This window comes from Paenibacillus sp. GCM10027629, assembly GCF_042676425.1.
GTDB classification, from domain to species: Bacteria; Bacillota; Bacilli; order Paenibacillales; family Paenibacillaceae; genus Paenibacillus_K; species Paenibacillus_K terrigena.
Genome location: NZ_JBHTGZ010000005.1, coordinates 61,049 through 82,007 on the forward strand (window position 1 = coordinate 61,049; position 20,959 = coordinate 82,007).

Below are 20,959 nucleotides of genomic sequence, written 5' to 3' on the forward strand. Positions count from 1 at the left end.
ACAATGAAAACATCATTTGCAAACATCATGAAATTTACGGCGATTTGCGCCATGGTTACATCGATTGGTCTGACTTCCGTGCTCAGTTCGGCATCTGCAGCTCCAGCTGCGAAGCCGCTACCTGTGAAGGCGAATACCATTCAGACGATTGAATTTAAGACGGATGACAAGTTCGAAGACCTGAAATTCCTTAAGAAAGCGATTGGCGATAAACGAATCGTCATGCTTGGCGAGAGCTCGCACGGTGCGGCGGAGTTCAATAAGTCGAAAGCGAGAATCGTGCAATTTTTACATAAAGAAATGGGCTTTAACGTCCTAGCCTTCGAATCGGGGTTAGGGGACGCGAGCGGTACATATGCAGGGATCTCGAAACTAACAGCCGAAGAAACGCTGCGCAAATCGATCTATCCGGTATGGCATGCGCAGGAATTAATGCCGTTGTACGATTATATCAAGCAGCAATCGACGACGAAGCAGCCTCTGATCCTGACAGGATTTGATATGCAGCCGAATGGCGCATTTGGCCGGTTCATGGAAACATGGTTCGCACCAATCGACAAAGCATTTGCGGAAGAAGCGAAGAAGCTGGAGAACAAGTTAACCGATATCTATTTCAACATGGATTGGGATCAAAAGGATTGGGATAAAGACTACGCATATGTGCTGGATGGCTATACGAAAATCCAGAAGTTTATGTCGGCGCACGAAGCGGAACTGCAGAAGGATTTCCCGAACGATAAGACGATTCTGCCGATTATGGAACGTGTCATCTCGGATCGCATCTATATGATTCAGAATGTACTTAAGGCGCAAGTGGCTTTTAACAATCTTACGGTGGAGAATTATGTGGTCTCGACGAGCCTGCGCGAGAATGTCGCTTACCTGCGTGATGAGATGATGGCGAACACGTTAACATGGCTGGTGGACCATGTCTACAAGGATCAGAAAGTCATCGTATGGGGCCATAACTATCATCTCCGGAAGAACAATTCCGTGATGGCTTCGCCGGTTCAGCTTCACTTGTACGAAGGCGGTTCGGTGCCGAACATGGGAGAACTGATGCCGTCGCGCTTGAAACAGCAATCGTACACGATCGGTCTATTCATGTACGGAGGGGCAACAGGAGGGAATGATGGGTCTACTATGCCAGTGAACGCGAAGATGGGTCCGAACAGCTTGGAGACGATCTTGAAAGGTGCGGGTAAACCGTACGCATTCTTCGATCTAACTTCGGCAGACAACAAGGAATGGAAGAATAGTATGCATACCGGCCTATATTGGGGCATGATCGAAGAGCCGTTCGTGCCGAGCGAGCAGTATGATGGGATTTTATTCATCGAGAAGACGACACCATCTGTCTATTTACCGAAGAAATAATACAAGGAGCCCCGCTTCGTCACGAAGTCGGGGCTTTCATATGTCATGTTACGCGATGTTCTACTTCAGCGCATCCATAGCTTCTTTATATTGTTCATACAGTGGCTTCCACACTTTCTCGCGTGACCCGAAGTCTCGTCCATCCAGCAGGGATGCAATGACGTCGAGACAGACATGCCATCCGGCGAGGTCTCTCGGCGTATGCGGCGTAATCCGATGGATCGTCTCCTTCATCACGAGCAATGTGCCTTCCTGTGCTGGATGTAATTCGAAACTTACGGCATCTTCCCCCCACGTAAACGCAAGTACAGCGTTATGCTCGAATGAGGTAATCGTCATCTCCTCGAATGTACCATTCTGCATGTCGAATAGGATCCGTCCGCCCTCGCGAAGTGCTTCTACTCGTAACTCCGAGAACCATTGCTGCAGCTTCTCGTTGTCGGTCAGGTAAGCCCATACTTCCTTGATGGGGTGCTTCAATATGCGGCGGAATTCTGCAATGCAACCTTCTCCATTTGGCGTTATGTTCGCTAGCATGTCTCATTCCTCCTTCATTCGATTCCTAAGACTGATTGTATACTACGTTAAGGCGATCATGCCATACAGAAAAGACGCGATTATAGGCTATGTTCGATGCAGTAGAGAGCTTCTTCCGCCGTGACCACGGATTCGGTCATCTCGTTCATGTCTTTCAGGCACACTTTCCGGGCGCGGGCTTCATCTTCACCGATCAAGATGACGTATCGAATCCCTTGCGATGAGGCCGACGCTAGAGATTTCTTCAATTTGCGCTTCGTAAAATCCGTCCGTGTGCGAATGCCGTTCGCTCGAAGCTCGGCCGCGATGCTTAGTGCTTCGGAAGCTGTGTCTCCAATGGGGATGACGAGGACGGAGGCAACCGGCAAGGGGTTCGCACGGTTCTTAAGCATCTCCATAATGGATTCCATCCCAAACGAAAGCCCAACCGTGGGATAGTCGATGTCATTTCGACCAATGAGCTGTCCAATGATCGCATCGTATCGGCCTCCAGCACCTAAGCTGGAGGGATATGACAGGGAAGCATCGAAGATTTCATAGACGGTGCCGGTGTAGAATGATAGCCCCCGCGACAGGAACGGGTCGAATGGGCATGCTTGTGATAGTCCGAGCGATTGGATGAGTACTTGTAGAGCGCGAACCTCCATAGCACCAGGGAGTCCTTGAAGTCCGTCGTACTTCGAACATACGTCCTCAAAGGTCCAGTCCTTTTTCGCAGCGAATTCAAGGATTGCATCTGTAACCTGCTTGCTTAGTCCCTTGGTGTTCAACTCTTCTTGAATTCCCGTCGGTCCGATTTTCTCGATTTTATCGAGCGTCAGCATAACCGAGAGCATCTCCTGGGAGGGCACGCCTATGGATTCCAATAGTTCCCCAAGAAAACGGCGATTATTCCATTTCACCGTAACGGGGATTTCTAATCTACGAAATGCTTCAATCGCAAGCTGCATCAGTTCTGCTTCCGCTTCGGGCCCCTGTATGCCTACTACATCCACGTCACACTGTTGAAACTCGCGCAGTCGACCGCGTTTCACCGGGCCATCGCGGAAGACTTTGCCCATTTCATATCGTTTGATCGGCAAGCTAAACCCTGGATTCATGGCGATCAGCTTCGCAAAAGGAATGGTCAAATCATATCGAAGTCCAAGCCGCCGCTCCCCTTGGTCTGTGAGCTGATACATTTCCTTGATGATCTCATCCCCACCTGCATATTTCGATGTCAGCAGTTCGAGCTCATTCAGAATGGTCGTATTCGTTCCTTCGAAATCATACAGTTCAAACACGTCCTGAAGTGTGGCTTGAATGTTTTGCCGAAGTGCTTGTTCTTGTCCCCAGAAATCATAGGTTCCTTTTACATTTTGCATGGCCGTCATCCCTCTCTTTTGTAGGTAAAACAAAAAACGCGCCGGACCCATAGGTCCTGCGCGCCTCAATATGCCGCAGGTGGGCCAACGCGAGAAGCGTTAGCCCACCCTGAATGTCGATCAGGTGTGCTAACGCTGTTTGTAATGATGAAGTTGATTATTCCATTGGATAGTATCCATTGTGATGATCTCCTTCAGAACGTGATTTAGAACGATTATAGAGGATTCGCTGCGGACATTCAAGGGCTGATTTCATCGAACCGGTTCCCTCTATACACCAAAAAGAGGAGAACGCACTTCATGTGCGTCCTCCTCGTTCTCCTCTGAACGGTTACTCGTTCAGTTTAAACTTCTTCACTTCCTGATCGAGCTCAATCACCATATCCCGCAAAGTCGATGCGGAGCTTGAGATCTCTTGCATCATGGCCATCTGTTCTTCGGAAGAAGCTGCTACGCTCTGTGAATTCTGCGAAGCATTCTGGCCGATTCGAGCAAGCTCATCGAGGGATGCGGCAACCTGCTCACTGCTTGCTGACATTTGTTCTGCGGCTGCGGAGACTTCATGCACCTGCTCGTTGACGCTCTGTAGTGCACCGACGATACCGCCAAAGGTCTCGCCTGCGGTATGCACCGCACGTGCCCCATGCTCGACTTGATCCATGCTGGTGTTCATCGCAGTTGATGCCTGATGAATGTTCGCTGCAATATCGTTTAATAATTCCGATATTTGCTGTGAAGAGTTATGCGATAAATCCGCAAGCTTACGAACCTCTAACGCGACGACAGCGAATCCTTTGCCGTGTTCCCCGACTCTCGCCGCCTCAATAGAAGCGTTCAGCGCTAAGAGGTTGGTCTGGCCCGCAATGTTCGTAATGGTGGATAGAATGTGTTCAATCTCTTGGGATTGTTGTTGTAAAGTAGCCAGAATTCCCACTGTATTCGATACAGATTGGTGAATTTCTTGCATGTCATGAACGGATTGGCGGATAATCACATTCCCATGCTCCGCATTTCCGCTTACTTCGCGTGCATAATCGGACAACCGTGAAGAGGACTCTGCGATCCGCTGAATGCCCGATGCCATTTCCTCCATCGCAATCTGGCTCTCCATTGCGGATTGCCTCTGTGTCTCAGATCCTGATGCAACCTCTTGGATAGAGCCGGCAATCTCTTCGGTCGCTCTGGAGGTCTGTTCTGCACTCATGGTTAGCACCTTGGACGAAGAGGTAACATTGTCCGCCGTGGTCTGTACGTTCTGAATAAGCTGACGGATATTGTGAATCATCGCATTGAAGTTGGCCGATAGAATTCCGACTTCGTCTTGGTTATGGACCGGAATAGTAACCGTAAGGTCCCCCTCTGCGACGCGCATACTGAGCTCGGACAACTTCCGAATAGGACGCAGCGTGATACGTACCAAGAAAATGACTAAGACGATGAACGAGAATACGACGGAAAGCGCAATCGAGACCGTCTTGATGAGCATGGCGCTCTGTTGTTCTTTCAGGAGAGAGTATTTAATGTCGATGCCGAATATGGCAAGCTTCTTTCCATTCTTATCGGTAATGGGGCTGATGATACTGATCCATTCGCCATATTTATCCTTGTATACTTCAGACATGGCGTAGCCGTCTTGCTCCATCTGATCAAATGCTTTGGCAAATGCGCCTGTGGCTTCATACTTGTCTCCCGGTTTGGTGTCCATATCGTACATCGCTTGGTTAGCAAGGAGAATGGTAACTTTCTTGTTATCCCCGTTGGAGGCAACTTCAGGCAAGTAAATATAGCTGTTCGAAATGATTTCATTCTGATTCATGCTGTTGAGCTGCCGCTGGAGACTTTGAATGCCTGGATCTTGCGTGAATTCGTTCGTGCCAACTAATTTTTTTGCTTTCTCAATCTCCCCAGTATTCTGAGCAATCACATTTTGCAGCGTCCATCCCATGTTGAGAATTTCGTCCGTCTGCTGACTGCGTAATTGCAACCATGACGTGATCGTAAGAATACTCTCGAGCAGGAAGAATAACACAGCAAGAATAACACTAGATTTGAAAATTAAACTTTTTCTGTTGACCCAACTTTTCTTTTTCACGATAAGCCCCCCAATACATTCTAAGAAGTACAAGACATCATTACAGGTGAAGCTAAATAAATATTTGTGATTGTGATTATTTATTTATTTATTTATCGTCATTATTCGCATCGAAGTTTAAGGATTTTATATAAAAGTTATATGCAAATGGAGAGGCGGATCAACAAAGTGGAAGGCGTGGAAAATAATGATATTCAGCACGAAAAAACAGGACGATACCGTCCTGTTTTCTGCATGATTCCCGAGGTTTCGGTTATGAAGTGGTGTGGGTCAAATACCGTGCACGATACTCGTGCTCCAGCATGCTCATCAAGATCGCATCGTGATACTCGTGATTGTAGAATAGGGCGTCTCGCTGAATGCCTTCCTGCTGAAACCCTAATTTGCGATATACATGCTGCGCCCGCTCATTATAAGCGTAGACGTTTAGCTCGATTCGATGTAAATTCCGAATGCCGAAGCCGTAGTCGAGGAGAAGCTGGATCGCTTCGGTTCCATAGCCTCGTCCTTGATGACGCGCTGCACTGATCGCGATCCGTAGATTGGCGCTGCGATTGGTATCGGAGATGTCCTGCAGCGCAATATCGCCGATAACCTCGTCCGTTGCAGCATCCGCGATGAGTAGGAGAATGCTGGATGAATCCTGTGACTTGCTATCGATGTAACGCTCGATTTGTTCTCTCGTGAAATAATGCTGCGTTCCGGTTAGACGAAGCATGTCCGCATCGTGCAGCAGTTGATAATAAGCTTCTGTATCCGCGCTGTTCACCGGGCGTAAATAGACCTTCGTGCCTTCCAGGAATCGTACAGGACGATCCGTTTTGGCGTTATGACTCATGAGATGCCTCCTGACTTGATCGTGCTTGATCATGTTGTGATGTACATACCGTATCGCAAATCTGTATACTTGAGAATATACAGATTTGAATAATTCTAAAGGACAGATAGGGGTGCAAGATGCGTAAGGTCTTAATGTCAAAGCTGGACCCCGATGCGAAAGCTCCCCAGTATGCGCAATTATATGAGCAGGTGAAGACGGCAATTACCGAAGGGGAGCTGACGGAGCACATGCGGATGCCTTCGATTCGCTCCTTAGCCGGGACGCTCGGAGTTAGTGCGACAACGGTTGAATTGGCGTACAGTCAGCTTGTCGCTGAAGGGTTCTTGGATAGCCAGCCTAAGCGAGGGTATTATGTTCAGAAGCTCCCGGATCCTTACCGGCAAGCTGGAGGTAGCGAGTCGGGGCGAGCATTATTCGTTGTATCGTCTATTCCCCGAATTGTGCCGGCGAGAGATAATCGAGAATACCAGTATGACTTTCATCTATCGAAGAATGATCACACGATATTTCCCTTTGAATTATGGCGCCGGCTATCGAATCAAGTGCTCCGGCAGAGCAATCAGGACCTGCTGTTCTATGGCGATCCGCAAGGCGAATACGGCCTTCGCGTGCAGATAAGTAATTATCTTCGTCAATTCCGCGGGTGTGAATGCACACCGGAGCAGGTGGTTATTGGTTCAAGCCAGCATCATCTGTTATCGTTGATATGCCATCTCTTGAAGGGACGGTTACAGCATATCGGGGTTGAGAATCCGGGCTATCTTCTGCATGCGGAGACATTTAGACAGCAAGGGCTGCAGGTGTGTCCGATTCCACTTCAAGATAACGGCATACAGGTGGAAGAAGTCTATGCGCGACAAGTTCAGGCGGTCTGTGTATCACCTTCCCATCAATATCCGAGAGGGATCGTGATGCCGATCGCGAAGCGGCTTCAGCTGCTCGAATGGGCAGAACGTGTACAGGGATATATTATTGAAGATGACTATGATGGAGAATTCCGGTATCATGGTCGGGTGATTCCATCCTTACAGGGCTTACAGGGCGGGAATCGTGTGATCTATTTGGGTGGATTCTCACAGGTGCTAGCTCCGGCTTTTTGCATCCATTACATGGTACTTCCTCCTGACTTGATAACAGTCTATCAGCAGGTTGAGTATAAGATGCTGCTCGAACAATCGGCCTCTCGCATTCATCAATGCACCTTACAAGCGTTTATGGAGCGAGGGCATCTGGAGAAGCATATCCGCAAAATGCGCAAACGATATGGGCAAAAGCATGATCTCCTCATCCAATCGATCCAAGAGGTGTTTGGGGAGAGGGCGATTATTATCGGGAAGGATGCGGGCTTCCACATTTTGCTGCGTATCGATCATCCGCTAACGGAACATGAGCTAGTCTTGCGCGCTAGAGAAGCAGGGGTTCGTGTCGCTTCGGCTGCCCATACCTGGATAGAACCGTCGTCATATCCCTATCGAGAGTTTTTCATCGGTTTCGCTGGGATTGAGTTGGAACGGATCGAACCCGGGATCAAGCGGTTATATGACGTATGGTTCCAAGAACAAGGTTAAGAGGAGATCCAGCAGAAAGTTTCACTTCAATTTCGCATATTTCACACATATAAGGTAGAATTGTAATCATAATGCATTAGGAGTTGTTGAGATGGCGAACGAAGAAGTGATTTTGACCCCCGAGGGTTTAGAACAATTACAAGCCGAATTGGATGATCTTAAATATGTGAAGCGTAAAGAGCTCGCGGCTCGGATTAAACTCGCGATCAGTTATGGGGATTTGAAGGAGAACAGCGAATATCACTCCGCCAAAAACGATCAGGCGTTCATGGAAACGCGAATCTTGGTCCTCGAAGGCAAATTGAAGCGGGCACGTGTGGTGGATTCGAGCAACCTGGATCATTCCCAGGTGAATATCGGTTCGACGGTTGTTCTTCATGACCGTGAGTTTGCGGAGCAAGTGGAATATAAGATTGTCGGTGCCGAAGAAGCAGATGTTCTTGATAATAAGATTTCCTACGAAAGTCCGTTAGGGAAGGCGCTTCTCGGGACGAAGGTGGGCGATGTCGTTAAGGTTGAGGCGCCGATGGGTGTCATCTGCTATGAAGTGCTTGAGATTAAAAGGGTCTAATGGTGGACCCCTAGATAGGAAAGAGGATAAAGGCATGAATAAAGCATCCATTTATGGATTAACACGCGATCAATTGGCTGTATGGCTGTCGGAGCGTGGACATAAGAAATCAAGAGCCCTGCAAGTCTGGGACTGGTTATATCGGAAACGGGTTACGGATTTTGCCGCGATGGAAGATGTGCATTCGGATTGCATATCGCTATTGTCCGAGAATTTCGCCATCGAGACTTTAACGGAATATTTGAAGCAGGAATCCACGGACGGAACCATTAAGTTCCTGTTCAGACTGGAAGACGGCAACTTGATTGAGACGGTCCTGATGCGACATAAGTTCGGATTATCCGTCTGTGTTACGACGCAAGTCGGCTGCAACATCGGCTGCAGCTTCTGTGCGAGCGGGCTGCTGGCGAAGAGCCGGGATCTCACGAGCGGTGAGATTGTCGGGCAGATTATGAAGGTTCAGCATCATCTGGATGCGCAAGGGCAGGGAGATCGTGTTACGCATATCGTGGTCATGGGGATTGGCGAACCGTTCGATAACTTCACGAATATGTCCGATTTCATCAATGTGGTCAAGGATGCGAAAGGACTTGCGATTGGCCCAAGACATATCACGGTATCTACCAGCGGTCTGGCGAACAAAATTGAAGAATTCGCAGATTCCGACCTTCAGGTGAACCTGGCGATATCGCTGCATGCACCGAATAATGAGCTGCGGACACGGATTATGAAGATCAATAAGGCGATACCGATTGAGCGGTTAATGCAGGCGATTGAATATTACCTGGAGAAGACGAACCGTCGAATTACGCTAGAATACATCCTGTTGAAGGATGTGAATGACGGCCTAGAGCAGGCTGTCGAACTTGCAGAGCTCATTCAAGCCCGCCCGCGTCTGAAGAAGCTGGCCAATGTGAATTTGATTCCGTATAACCCGGTAGACGAGCATAGCCAGTACCAGCGGAGTGAGCAGGAGTCTGTACGGGCATTCTTCGATGTGATGAAGAAGAACGGGATCAGCGTCAGCGTACGTCTGGAACACGGATCGGATATAGATGCGGCTTGTGGGCAGCTGCGGAGCAAGCAGATCAATAAAGATCACACAGAAGCGGGTTAGGCGCAGCAACGACCCCATTCCCTGGGAAATAACAGAACAGAGCACCATCTTCACCTTAGGGAGGAGGATGGTGCTCTTTTTCTCACCACAATAGAATTTATAGGAGTTTCGATATATCGTAACGCAAAATTCTATTTGGCGATAAAAACAACCTTTAAACGCGGTCGCTCATCTTTGTTAGTGCCTCGATAGAGGTTTTTCTCATTGGATGGCTACCGAAATCGGTCTCGATAAGACACGCTGACGATAATCATGAATTTTCTGAGCGTATGTCATGGCAAGCTTCTTCGCGGTCTGATGGTTACCAGCATTCGCGAACACTTGGAACATTGGTTCTTCGCTGTCCGGTAGAATCAAGGTCCAGCCTTCATCGTGGAAGATCTTAATCCCGTCGATCAACTCGACTTGCTTGCCTTTGGTCTCTTCCATTAGGAATCGCATAACTTTGCCTTTGTCCGCCCACGGGCATTCGACTTTCTCCTTCAAGAGGGTGAAGTCGGGGATGGAATCCACGAGCTGAGATAGACGCAAATTTTTGTCAGCCATCAGCTGCATGAGATGCACCAGCGTATAGAGTCCGTCGCTGTAGATGTGGAAGCCTTGGTTCTGGCAACCTTCCATGATTGAGCGCGAATCCGCTTTGGTGCGAATGACCAACCGACCCATCTGCGCCGCGAGGATCTCAGCGCTGTGCGAGATGTTGACGGGGACGTGGAGCTCTGGATGATCGCTATGGTTCAACTGAATCATAATCTGTAGGATCGACAGCATGGATTCAGAGATCACTTCACCTTGGTCGGTAACGACATCGATCTGCTGCCCATTGGCATCTAATCGGATACCGAAATCCGCCTTGCTCGATGTCACCCAGCTCGCGAGTTCGTCTGGGGAAGATGTAACCCGGTTGAGTTGAATGACTTTGCAGCCGAGAATCTCGAGCAATTCCGGGATAATTTGCTGCAAATTCCGGTAATCATATTCCAGCACGACGGTATAGCCTTGGGATTCAATCGAACGGTTTCCGACGAGCGAGAGGAGATGTTCGCGATATTGAAGGCGAACGTTGGGCGCGGTTCTTGCGCGCCCGACCTTACTCGGATGAATGAGACGGCTGTCCTCTTGGACATAGGCGTTTTCGATTTTCCGTTCCGCATTCTTGCGAAGCGGGAGGCCGGCATCATCGAGGAATTCGATGACGAATTGAGTGTCGCTACCTTCGGTAAGTGCTCGGATATGAATGCCGCCCGCGCAATCGGAATGATGGACGGCGTGCCGCGATAAGGATGATGTCATCGAACCGAAATGATACGTATGAATCCCCGAAGCATGCAGGCCGGATAGGAACACATTAGCAATCAAGGCGGCAAATGGTGAAGAATCATGGCTGACGCCCACCGCCTCCCCTGCAGGGATTGTCGTTCCGTAAGCTAAGGCAAGTCGATTCGCGAAGTTGGTCGTCAGATCGACATTACATGTGCCGTTCACGCCCGATTGACCGAAGAGATTTTTGGATAAGCGATCACCCCGAATGAAGGAATGTTTGACGGTCGTATGATGATCGATGATTTTATTCGGGAAGATTTTAACGCCTGGTTGGACGATGCTCTTCGTCCCAATCTGGCATCCGTCTCCGACAATAGCTTCTTCGTGGACGATAGCCCCTGATTGTACAATCACATTCTGACATAGCGTGGCGCCTTTGACTTCTGCGCCCAGCGCAACTAGATTATTCCGCCATAGGACAGCGCGCTCTAGAGACGTATTGCGGCCTAGAATAGAGCCCTCGCCGATAATTGAGTAAGGTTCAAGCGTAACATGAGGCTCCAGAATGCAATCGGAGCCGATGAAGCAAGGGGACTGCAGAATGACGTCTTGGTCGATTTTTACATGTTCGCCCGTCCAGATGCCCGGTGCAATTTCCGTGCCTGGCATCGCGATGTTCACTTTACGATCCAGCATATCGAATTGCGTCTCCCGATATTGCGTCAGGTTGCCGATATCTGACCAATATCCGTCTGCTACGTAAGCATATAGCGGCTGATCTTGAGCCATAAGCAGCGGGAAGAGGTCTTGACTGAAGTCGAACACTTGCCCACGATCGAAGTATGAGAACACGTCGGTCTCTAGAATATAGATACCTGTATTGACCGTATCGCTGAAGACTTCGCCCCAGCTCGGCTTCTCAAGGAATCGAATGATCTGGCCGTCATCATCGGTCATGACAACGCCGAATTCGAGCGGGCTGTCGACATGAGTCAGAATGAGCGTTCCGATGGATCCTTTATGGCGGTGGTATTCGATCGCTTGTGTTAAGTCGAAGTCGGTCAGAGCATCCCCGCTGATGACGATGAAGGTCTCGTCGAGGAATTCTTCCGCATTCTTAACGCTGCCTGCCGTACCTAATGGGCTATCTTCTTCAAAATAGTGCAGCTGAACGCCAAAATCAGAGCCGTCTCCGAAGTAAGAACGAATCATTTCAGGGAGATACTGTACGGTTACAGCAATCTCGGTAATCCCATGCTGCTTAAGCAGTTCTATGGTATATTCCATCACAGGACGGTCTAATAAAGGTACCATCGGTTTAGGTGTATTACTGGTCAGCGGGCGCAGACGCGTCCCTTTGCCTCCTGCCATAATAACTGCTTTCATCTTAATTCCCCCTGTTCTTCATCCCGTTATTCAAATGTTCGGTCGCTGCGACTTCTTGGTACGCGAGATGGTCGAACTCACGATGCAGCGTGCGGTGGTACGTATGGATCGTCTGCTGAGCAATATGATCCCAGTTATACGCAGTAGCTAATTTATAGACAGCTTGCTGTGCCATGCTTCTCGCCAAATCTGGGTTCTGCAGCATTTGGATCACATGCGAAGCAAGCGATGGAACATCGCCAGGAAGGACGGTATAGCCATCCTCTCCATAGTTGACCATCTCCTGAAGGCCTCCCGTTCCAGAGACAATGACAGGTGTTCCGGCAGCCATCGCTTCGAGTGCGACAATGCCGAAAGGTTCATATAGACTTGGAAATACAGCGATAGAAGCCATTTGGAACAATTGATTTCGCGTCGTATCATCAACGAATCCAGTGAAGAGGACGTGGTGGTCCACGTTCATTTGTCTCGCTTGAGCCTGGAGCTCCTCCATGACGGGCCCTTTACCGCTGATGACGAATTTCGTATTCGGGCAGCTCGCTAGAATCGTAGGGATGCTGTCTAGCAGAATATGCACGCCCTTCTCGCGAACGAGTCTACCTACGAAGTACACGATGTGCTCATCGGGCCGTGCGAATTGCGTTCGAATGGATGCCTCGACCTCTACCGGTTGAAGGAGCTGCGAATCGACGCCATTGGCAATGGTGTCCAGCTTGTCGGCAGGTAATTGGAAGAGTCGAATGAGCTCTTCTTCCATATAACGGCTGCACCCAATGACCCGCCATGCTTCATAAGTCAGCTTCCATTCAAGATGATGTATAGCATGTTGAAGTTCACTATAGATTCCTTGATTACGTCCATGCTCTGTCGCATGAATGGTGGCAACGAGCGGCAGATGGAATTGATGCTTCAGCGCTGTGGCGGCCTGACAGACCAGCCAGTCATGCGCATGGATCAGATCGAATGGACCGTAATGGGCAATTAATGACTTGCAGTAATCCGTCATGGCAAGGTTCAGTTGGAACACCCATTCCATGAAGCTAAGGTCATGGGCCTGATACGTTCTGACGCGATGCACATGAACGCCTTGATTCACTTCGTAAGCCGGGTACCCGTTGACATGCGAGGTAATGACATGGACTTCCATGCCCTGCTTCGTCAGGCTGCGGGTGAGATCATACACATGCCGTGATAATCCGCCGACGGTCATCGGTGGGAATTCCCAGGAGAGCATTAATATTTTGAGCCCATTTCGAGCTTGCTGGACTACGTCATGCAGTTCAGCTGTAGCTGCAGGATATGAGCAGTAGATCCGGTAATCGAGCGCAGGGAAGATGTTGTCCCGGTGTTCCGCTTCTTGCAGCCAAGCTTCATCGATCATTCCGCTGCGGAGTGCACGGTAGAGCTTCTGGAATCGATTCATATGATTCTGCGTCCGCTTGACCGCATAAGGCACCATCGTTTTGTTATCCATAATGAACGCCCAGTCGCTGCTCTCAGCGAGCATCAATTGCTTCGCGGCTTGATTTAGTGCACGCTGCTCGAGATCCGTTGGATTCGGGAAGCGATCTGCGAGTTCGATCATCTGTTCTTCCATCCGGTGAAGGTGGCGATAGATCCAAGCATTGTCCTGCCCGAGCCATACTTCTCCATATCCAGCGCGCCCCCAACTGGAGAAGGCCAGCTGACACTGTTCATTCTCGTGATATTCGTGCAAATATTCGGCAGGCGTGATCATCTGAATGATCTGCCCGTTATCATGTGCTTTACGGCACAATTGGTCGATAAAGCGAGGGCCTTCATACCACCAATGGCCGAACAACTCCGCATCATAGGAAGCGATTATGATCGGTTTGCGATCCATGTGCGCAGCGAGATGTTCCACTTGCCTCTCCCGATTAAAGAAGAAATTGCCTGCATGATTGGATGCTTTCGCTTCTGCCCAAGAGGGGCGGTAGGGCTCTTTATGCCCGTCTTGCCCTGTGATGCGGTAGTATTTGATGCCGGTATGCAGACGAACGCCCGTCTTATGTAGGTAAGGCTTAATATATTCATAGTTTAGGTCATACCCAATATCCCGGTAATATTCGCGGTAATCATAATCGCCAGGATAACCCTCAAGTGAGCTCCATACTTGCTTGGAAGTCTCTTGATCTCTGGCAAAAGCCGCCACGCCATGCGGGGTCACGACCGGGCCATAGACACCGCGCCGCGGCTTCGGGCTCGCATGATTCAGGCTGTGCGTATCGGTGAAGAAGAAGTCGATGCCGTAGTCTTTCAGAATGCGGTCTAAGCCTTCCTTCATGCCACATTCGGGCAGCCAGATCCCTCGTGGACTCCGTCCAAGGAGGGCGGTATGTACCGAGATCGCATTTTCGATCTGCGAACGAATCGCTTGCTCGGTTTTCACATAAGGCAAGAAGGCATGTGTTGCAGCGGATGTAATGAGCTCCAGGTTCCCTGCGTCTTGAAATTTGCGGAAACCATCAATGATTCTGCCTTGGTAAGTCGTTACGAATAGGTCTTTGATGTGCTCAAATTGTTCGAGGTACTGGACGGCAAGGGGATGGAAGGATTCGTCGCCTTCGGTCCGTTCGCACTCGCATGTCGCGAGTTCAATCAAATTGTTGAGATAGCTGAGGTATCGCTCTTGGAGTAATGGGCTGGCTAACATCGATAGCAGCGTCGGAGTTAACGACATCGTGATGCGGAAATCGACCCCGTCGCGTAACAGTCCTTCGAATACGTCAAGCTGCGGAAGGTAGGTCTCGGTCATAGCTTCGAACAGCCAACGCTCTTCAATGTAATCTTCACTCTCGGGATGGTGCACAAAGGGCAGATGCGCATGTAGGACAAGGGACAAATAACCTTTTACCATGCCTTGTTCACTCCTTCCTCCGTTGTATTGGTTGATGGCGCAGACAGGGAATAGCCTGTAAATGCGTTGTGCCATTCGGGGGCTGGGGCTGGCTTCGCTAGCTCCAGCGTCACGGCGTGATATTCCGTCCAAGAGCTCTCGTCTTGAGGCGGAAGTGTTACTGTATTCGAACGTAGGAGTGTTACAAATCTCCCATCGAGGGTTGTTGTTCCGTAATCTACAATATAAGTGCAGTTCGCTTCCATCCCCATAACGAACCAATTGTCGCTATCTGCATGAAGCGCAATGTCTGTCGAACGGTTCCAGTGCTCGCCGTTGAAATCCAGACACGTAATATCATACACACGCAGGAATTTGGGCAGGTTATGAAATCCAGTATGGAAATGTTCTTCTGTCATCTGCTTCCGCTGACTCGTGATATCCCAATAGACGTAGAGTGATGAAGGATCTCTTGGCATGATTGTGATGTGATCGAAGATCTCATCATTCGCTTGCAAATGAGCTTCGTCAATCTCGGGCGGACATGGCATGACGTTATGTACTGCTGCAGCAACTTGCTGCGATGTCTTATTGCGCTCCTTCGCCAAATGATAGTTCAGTTTGCCATAGGATACGCCGAGCTGTTCTGCAATTTCTTTACGCGTTCGTCCTGCTTCTAGTAATCGCATTATGTTTTCAATATCCAATGAACTTGCCCTCCAATTCCTTATTTGAAAATGAGAAGAAAGTCACTCACAGGCTTCCTTGTTCTTTTCATAGATTAGTGTATAGGATATGCCGTGATAAGTTTGCCGAAGTATGAGTGAGGATTTCAGGACCTTTTGTAGAATTTTCGAGGTTCATTGCACATTTTGACAAAATAAAAAGCGCCTTCGAGAAGAGCAAATCTCGTAAGCGCTTTATTGAAATAAGGCTGGCTTAGAAATGTTCAGGCCAGGTTGCTGAGCAGGTTCGTCTCGGCCGACATTGCTTCTTTGGCCAAAATATACATGGCGCTGCTCCACCCGAGCGGGGTATTCGGATTCGCCGCCGCTGTCCCGGCATAATATAGCTCGGGCAGAACTCCCGGCTTCGTCATGATGCGTTCCGTCTTGTGAATGTAGTGATTCGCTTCATCCAGACGGCCGAGTGTTATATGGCATAGGGCGAGCCATGGCAACCCGAATGTCCATTCCGCTTCTGTCCCGCGATAGAATTCACGGGGATGATGCCTGCCATGGTGATGTTCGAGGGTGCTGTAGTAGCTATCTCCCTCGTAGCGGATCAGACCGCGGTCTCGCAGTAAGTGCTGCTCTGCACGCTGCACGATAATATCCCCGAGCATGCCGGTAAATAGCTTATAAGGGTACACAAGGCTGAGCTGCGCCAAGTCGGTTGATTTCTCCTTACTTTCATGGGGAAAGAGGGTGAGCAGGGCATGAAGTCCCTTGTCGACCAAGGATTCCGGTACAAGGACGTAAGGCTCGACGGCTTTAAGTCCGGCTACGCAAGCTCCGATAGAGGATGCATGCACTTCCCGGGATTCTTCCCACATGCCGTTATCCGGGTCATGCCAATATTCGATGTGGCCTAGATACTCGACTAAACGCTGAACGATCTCCAGATCTTGGGCATCACGGAACATCCGCTTGCCTTGTGCGAGCCCAGAGCCGATTCCGAAGAGGAAGGCTCCGATCATATCATGCTGTACGTGGCCCCAGTTCTGATCATGAATTTCAAGGACATCCTGCGCAGAGTAACGGGCGTGTAGGTACTCCCATTCATACGTAGGCTTGTGCTTCGAGAGAATATGCAGCTTCCATTCATACGTGCGGAATAAATCTAGCAGCCGATAGTAGGTTGTCTCATAGATTCGATTCGGCTTCGTTAAGTAGGGTAACGACATATAGACGCAATCGCGAATCCAGACATATTGATAATCCTTCGACGGACTGGCGACATATAAACCGTGGGGTAGACGTAATTGATCCAGGATCTTATAGCTCTCAGATAACATATTTAACTCCTCCTTGAATGTTCGATAGGATGATTTCTATTAAGCAGTTTGCCCGATTTCTGTTTCTATTAAACTTGTAATCGTCCATGTATAATGGATATAAATAGAAATAACTGGGATAGCCTGTCTTGGGATTGAAAGGGAGCATCGAAGGTATGAGGGTAGTGATCAAGCAATTGGGGCTGGATATTCAGGTCAAATATCAAGATGAGGGGTATCGATTGGAGCAAGGGAGTGTGCTTATCGACGTCGATGTCTGGGAGCAAGGGATTCGCTCGGCCCCGCCTGTCGCACCGGAGACGCTGCATCAGCATCATGCATTACTGGATCTGTATCGCGGTGACTATCTGGGCGACCATCGGTACATCTGGGCCGAGAGCGAGCGGGAGCGGCTAAGTATGATGTGGTTCGTCCATGCGAAGCAGGTGGTCGATTGCCACATGCAGTTAGGGCAGTATACGGAGGCGATGCTGCTGCTCCAACAGCTGCAGGAACTATATCCTTATGTGGAGGATATTTATTTTGGAATGATGAAGATTCACGTGATGCATGGCAATTTAGGGGAAGTGAAGCGCCAGTATGAGCGGCTTACGTTCACCTTGCAGCAGGAATTGGGCGTTGGGCCAAGCGAGGCGCTGCATACCTGGTATGAGCAGCATTTTAACGGGATTCGCTCACAACTGCGTACCGGCGAAGAACCGCCTATCTTCTGTTCGATCGACTGCAGCAGAAGGTAAGACGAACTGGGCAAGCGGTCGCTGTATTTTTTATCGATATTAATGATTTTAAGCTGATTAACGATCATTATGGTCACGCCGTAGGCGATGTCATGCTGCGGAAGACTGTGGAAGCGCTAATGGAGGTGAATTCTCGTCAGACCCATGTCGTCCGCTTCGGCGGGGATGAGTTCCTGGTCCTTACGTTATGTGACAGTGAAGCTGAGCTCGAAGACACCCATCAAGAAATGGTGGGGCGTTTTGAATCCATCCCTGCATTAACCGCGGTATCCCTTACCGTCTCGATTGGACGTGCATGGTACCCGCAGCAGAGTACGCGACTCGATGATCTCATCTATTCCGCCGATCAAGAGATGATGCATGCGAAGAGACGTGTGAAGCAAGGAAGGCGGAACACCGCAGTACGCTGAAGAACACGCGCTCTTTTTGTGATGCCATGAAGCCCCACTCTACTCGACCGAGCAGAGTGCGGGCTTTTTTGTCGTTCCCAGCTAATATAGCATTACAACTTTTCTATCCGTATATGCGTCAACTGCTGATCATCTATGAAAATTTCAGAAAAATTTCAACATTTACCAGTAAGGGTTTGCATGTTATTTTTGTTAATTTTTGATATAATGTAGCGATTGTTTTGTGGAAATTTTCATAGATTTTCTTTGGTATCGATGGTACGAAGAGGGAAGGAGGTATCCTATGAAGAAAAGCTCGCAAATAAATCGCTTGGATTGGGGTTTTGCTCTATTCATCGGGTTAATCCTGGTACAAGATTTGTTTATTTGTATGAAGGTCTATTGGGATCAATCGTTCACCATGCTGGAGCTCGTATTGTGTCTAGCAGCGGTGGTCGCCTATTTGATTGGCTTTTGCCTGCCTGCAGGTGTATCTGTTGTGTGTATTTTCATTTTTATGGTGAGTTATTTTGTATGGATCGCTACAGTTGCGCCTATAAATCTACTAACCATCTCATCACTGGTATGGATTCCAGCGAATACGGCGCTTGCTTCGCTCATCCGAACCAAGTTCATCCGCTCGAAGCGAATGATGGAGAGACTTGACGCGCTGAAGGATGTGAATCCGCAGATCGATTTATATACGGAGCTGGAGAATAAGGCAAGTTTCGCGAGTACGCTTGTGAAGCAGTCGAGTCTAGCGAATCGCTATGCGAAGCAGTACAGCTTCTCTATGGCCTTGTTCCAGATCGAGTTCCGTCCACTGGTATTGGAATCTCTGGGGTCGGAAGGATATGGGCAGTTGCTTCTCAACATATCGCAGACGATTCAACAGCAGATCCGCTACGAGGATTACAAATTCAGCATCGGTGACGGCCAGTTTGTCATTCTGTGTCCGATGACCGACCAAGACCATTTCTACCGCGTCACAGATCGCATCAAGCAGGCGATTACGGCTATTCCGCTCGTGGACAAGAAAGGACAGACACTGACGCTCATTGTTCGCGCAGGTGCGATGTCCTTTAATCAAGCGGATCTCGCGAAGTATCAGCAGGTTGATGATGTCATTGCAATGTTGGTGCGGCGGACGGAGACGGATCTTGTCGGGGAATATATTTAGAGGAGGTTACGGAATGCAGACCGCGATGGGTACGCATTGGTTCATCATTGTATGTATGGTTGTGACAGTTTTTTTTGCTGTGGCTGTCCTGGGATTGACGATCGTAACCCTCCGATTCCGGGCAAGGGTGATTCGGGATTTCGATCGGAGGAAATGGGATGATTGTTGAAGGCTTCTTGTTATTCGCCATCGTCAGTATCTGGATTGCGGTATTTGAATCGGTCGTCATGATGTACGGAGCGATACGATTTATCCGTAGGGAACATCGGAATCCGAACGCCATTCCGGCGGATATGGATCATTTCCCAACCGTGACCGTCATGGTGCCGGCGCATAATGAGGAGATTGTTATTGCAACCACGGTGGAGCATATACTGGGTTTGAATTATCCGCAGGAGAAGGTTCAGATCATTGTCATTGCAGATAATTGTACGGATGATACGGCAGGACGTTTACAGCGATTGAAATCGAGACCGGCGTATCAAGACCGTAATCTACAGATTATGGAGCGGGTTGGTACGGGCGGCAAATCCGGTGCACTCAATGATGCGCTCAAGCAAGCGACCGGGGAATGGATTTGTATCTATGATGCGGATGCCGCGCCGGAGCGCAATGCACTGTTTTTCTTAGTGCAGAAGGCAATGGAGGAACCTGAGAAGTATGGCGCTGTATTTGGCCGGAATAAAGCGCGGAATCGGAATCATAATTTTCTGTCGAGCTGTATTAATTTAGAGCTGGTTACGATCCAACGGGTTCATCATACGGGGCTATGGGAGCTGTTCAAGCTTGGGACGATTCCTGGCACGAACTTCATCGTTCGGAGCGCGCTGATGCGAGAGATCGGCGGATGGGACGAAGATGCGATTACGGAGGATACGGCGGTATCCTTCGAAATTCTAACCCGAGGCCAGCTGATTGCGCTGGCGCCTAAAGCAGAAGCCTACCAGCAGGAGCCGGAGCAGCTCAGTGTCTATATGCGGCAGCGTGAGCGCTGGGCGAAGGGGAACTATCGCGTCGTCATGGATAATCTGCATCATCTATTCAATACGTCGAGCTGGCGGATTAAACTGCACGTGCTCTATTATGCAGCGAGCTATTTCTGGTTCATGATCGCACTGATCATATCGGATATTATTTTCGTAGTGAATATCGTGTATCAGATCATCGGGTTGTTCAATCCGGCGGTCGTCTCACCGTTTCAATTCACGAGTGACGTGTATATCTATTTGGTTATCGCGTGGGCGCTCATGTATTACATTTATGTGCTCCAGATCAATCTGGCATTGGCGTCGGATATTGGACAGAGCAACACACGTAATTTTATTTTGTCCTGTGTATCGTATTTTACGTATGCACAGTTGTTCTTAGTCATTTCCCTCAAAGCGTTCTATTCCATGGTTGTGGACCGCATCAGTGGTCGACAGAACAAGTGGTATAAGACACAGCGGTTTGATTGAAGAAGATCAGGCAGACCTTACGGGGTCTGTTTTTTTTCGTTCATTGGTGCATCTATGAACGAGGTAATTCCAGCCTATGCGTCACATGCAGAATAGAACTGTTTGGGGGCTATCCGTTTTCAATACGAGCTGGTTTGGCTGGTAAAGGGGTTACTAATCGTCAACTTCGGTGATACAATTTGGTTAACATATGGGATGAGGTGAGG

General features: G+C 49.1%; 17 protein-coding genes. 9 read left to right on the plus strand and 8 right to left on the minus strand.

Going from position 1 to position 20,959, the window contains the following annotated elements; genetic code table 11:
* The first annotated feature begins 3 nt into the window (after nt 1-3).
* Complete coding sequence (locus ACFQZR_RS06235) at nt 4-1,377, plus strand: erythromycin esterase family protein (protein WP_379343983.1); 1,374 nt, start codon at nt 4-6, stop codon at nt 1,375-1,377.
* A gap of 60 nt (nt 1,378-1,437) precedes the next feature.
* Here ACFQZR_RS06235 and ACFQZR_RS06240 read toward each other — a convergent pair whose 3' ends face one another.
* The 4 genes from ACFQZR_RS06240 to ACFQZR_RS06255 all read right to left on the minus strand — a co-directional run bounded on the left by ACFQZR_RS06240 (nt 1,438) and on the right by ACFQZR_RS06255 (nt 6,208).
* Nucleotides 1,438-1,914 (minus strand): SRPBCC family protein, encoded by a 477-nt coding sequence (locus ACFQZR_RS06240; RefSeq protein ID WP_379343985.1) that lies wholly within the window; start codon nt 1,912-1,914, stop codon nt 1,438-1,440.
* Nucleotides 1,915-1,994: 80 nt separating this feature from the next.
* The gene (locus ACFQZR_RS06245; RefSeq protein WP_379343987.1) at nt 1,995-3,278 is read right to left on the minus strand and encodes a histidine--tRNA ligase; all 1,284 of its coding nucleotides are present in this window, start codon (nt 3,276-3,278) and stop codon (nt 1,995-1,997) included.
* Between the two features lie 331 nt (nt 3,279-3,609).
* Complete coding sequence (locus ACFQZR_RS06250) at nt 3,610-5,370, minus strand: methyl-accepting chemotaxis protein (RefSeq protein WP_379343989.1); 1,761 nt, start codon at nt 5,368-5,370, stop codon at nt 3,610-3,612.
* 253 nt (nt 5,371-5,623) lie between these two features.
* Nucleotides 5,624-6,208, minus strand: a complete 585-nt coding sequence (locus ACFQZR_RS06255) for a GNAT family N-acetyltransferase (protein ID WP_379343991.1) — start codon at nt 6,206-6,208, stop codon at nt 5,624-5,626.
* 134 nt (nt 6,209-6,342) lie between these two features.
* Between ACFQZR_RS06255 and pdxR the strand changes: the two genes are divergently transcribed.
* The 3 genes from pdxR to rlmN all read left to right on the plus strand — a co-directional run bounded on the left by pdxR (nt 6,343) and on the right by rlmN (nt 9,467).
* Nucleotides 6,343-7,779 (plus strand): MocR-like pyridoxine biosynthesis transcription factor PdxR, encoded by a 1,437-nt coding sequence (gene pdxR / locus ACFQZR_RS06260; RefSeq protein ID WP_379343993.1) that lies wholly within the window; start codon nt 6,343-6,345, stop codon nt 7,777-7,779.
* Between the two features lie 91 nt (nt 7,780-7,870).
* Nucleotides 7,871-8,350 carry a transcription elongation factor GreA gene (gene greA / locus ACFQZR_RS06265; RefSeq protein WP_379343995.1) on the plus strand — a complete coding sequence of 160 codons (480 nt, stop codon included), beginning with the start codon at nt 7,871-7,873 and terminating at the stop codon, nt 8,348-8,350.
* Nucleotides 8,351-8,384: 34 nt separating this feature from the next.
* Nucleotides 8,385-9,467 (plus strand): dual-specificity RNA methyltransferase RlmN, encoded by a 1,083-nt coding sequence (gene rlmN, locus ACFQZR_RS06270; RefSeq protein ID WP_379343997.1) that lies wholly within the window; start codon nt 8,385-8,387, stop codon nt 9,465-9,467.
* A gap of 201 nt (nt 9,468-9,668) precedes the next feature.
* On the opposite strand, the gene ACFQZR_RS06275 is transcribed toward rlmN, so the two are convergent.
* The 4 genes from ACFQZR_RS06275 to ACFQZR_RS06290 all read right to left on the minus strand — a co-directional run bounded on the left by ACFQZR_RS06275 (nt 9,669) and on the right by ACFQZR_RS06290 (nt 16,990).
* The gene (locus ACFQZR_RS06275; RefSeq protein WP_379343999.1) at nt 9,669-12,116 is read right to left on the minus strand and encodes a sugar phosphate nucleotidyltransferase; all 2,448 of its coding nucleotides are present in this window, start codon (nt 12,114-12,116) and stop codon (nt 9,669-9,671) included.
* A 1-nt stretch (nt 12,117) separates the two neighbouring features.
* On the minus strand, nt 12,118-14,994 hold the full coding sequence (locus ACFQZR_RS06280; protein WP_379344001.1) for a 1,4-alpha-glucan branching protein domain-containing protein: 2,877 nt from the start codon (nt 14,992-14,994) through the stop codon (nt 12,118-12,120).
* Nucleotides 14,988-15,662, minus strand: a complete 675-nt coding sequence (locus tag ACFQZR_RS06285) for a DUF4912 domain-containing protein (protein WP_379344003.1) — start codon at nt 15,660-15,662, stop codon at nt 14,988-14,990. The genes ACFQZR_RS06280 and ACFQZR_RS06285 overlap by 7 nt, the downstream gene beginning before the upstream one ends.
* Before the next feature lie 260 nt (nt 15,663-15,922).
* Nucleotides 15,923-16,990 (minus strand): glycoside hydrolase family 15 protein, encoded by a 1,068-nt coding sequence (locus ACFQZR_RS06290; protein ID WP_379344005.1) that lies wholly within the window; start codon nt 16,988-16,990, stop codon nt 15,923-15,925.
* A gap of 155 nt (nt 16,991-17,145) precedes the next feature.
* Between ACFQZR_RS06290 and ACFQZR_RS06295 the strand changes: the two genes are divergently transcribed.
* The 5 genes from ACFQZR_RS06295 to ACFQZR_RS06315 all read left to right on the plus strand — a co-directional run bounded on the left by ACFQZR_RS06295 (nt 17,146) and on the right by ACFQZR_RS06315 (nt 20,753).
* Entirely contained in the window at nt 17,146-17,727 is a 582-nt protein-coding gene (locus ACFQZR_RS06295; RefSeq protein WP_379344007.1) for a bacterial transcriptional activator domain-containing protein, read from the plus strand.
* Nucleotides 17,712-18,137 carry a GGDEF domain-containing protein gene (locus tag ACFQZR_RS06300; RefSeq protein ID WP_379344904.1) on the plus strand — a complete coding sequence of 142 codons (426 nt, stop codon included), beginning with the start codon at nt 17,712-17,714 and terminating at the stop codon, nt 18,135-18,137. Before ACFQZR_RS06295 ends, ACFQZR_RS06300 begins: the two co-directional genes overlap by 16 nt.
* A gap of 283 nt (nt 18,138-18,420) precedes the next feature.
* Complete coding sequence (locus tag ACFQZR_RS06305; RefSeq protein ID WP_379344010.1) at nt 18,421-19,296, plus strand: diguanylate cyclase domain-containing protein; 876 nt, start codon at nt 18,421-18,423, stop codon at nt 19,294-19,296.
* A 13-nt stretch (nt 19,297-19,309) separates the two neighbouring features.
* Nucleotides 19,310-19,465 carry a hypothetical protein gene (locus tag ACFQZR_RS06310; protein WP_379344013.1) on the plus strand — a complete coding sequence of 52 codons (156 nt, stop codon included), beginning with the start codon at nt 19,310-19,312 and terminating at the stop codon, nt 19,463-19,465.
* Nucleotides 19,455-20,753 (plus strand): glycosyltransferase family 2 protein, encoded by a 1,299-nt coding sequence (locus tag ACFQZR_RS06315; RefSeq protein ID WP_379344015.1) that lies wholly within the window; start codon nt 19,455-19,457, stop codon nt 20,751-20,753. Before ACFQZR_RS06310 ends, ACFQZR_RS06315 begins: the two co-directional genes overlap by 11 nt.
* The last annotated feature ends 206 nt before the right edge of the window (nt 20,754-20,959 follow it).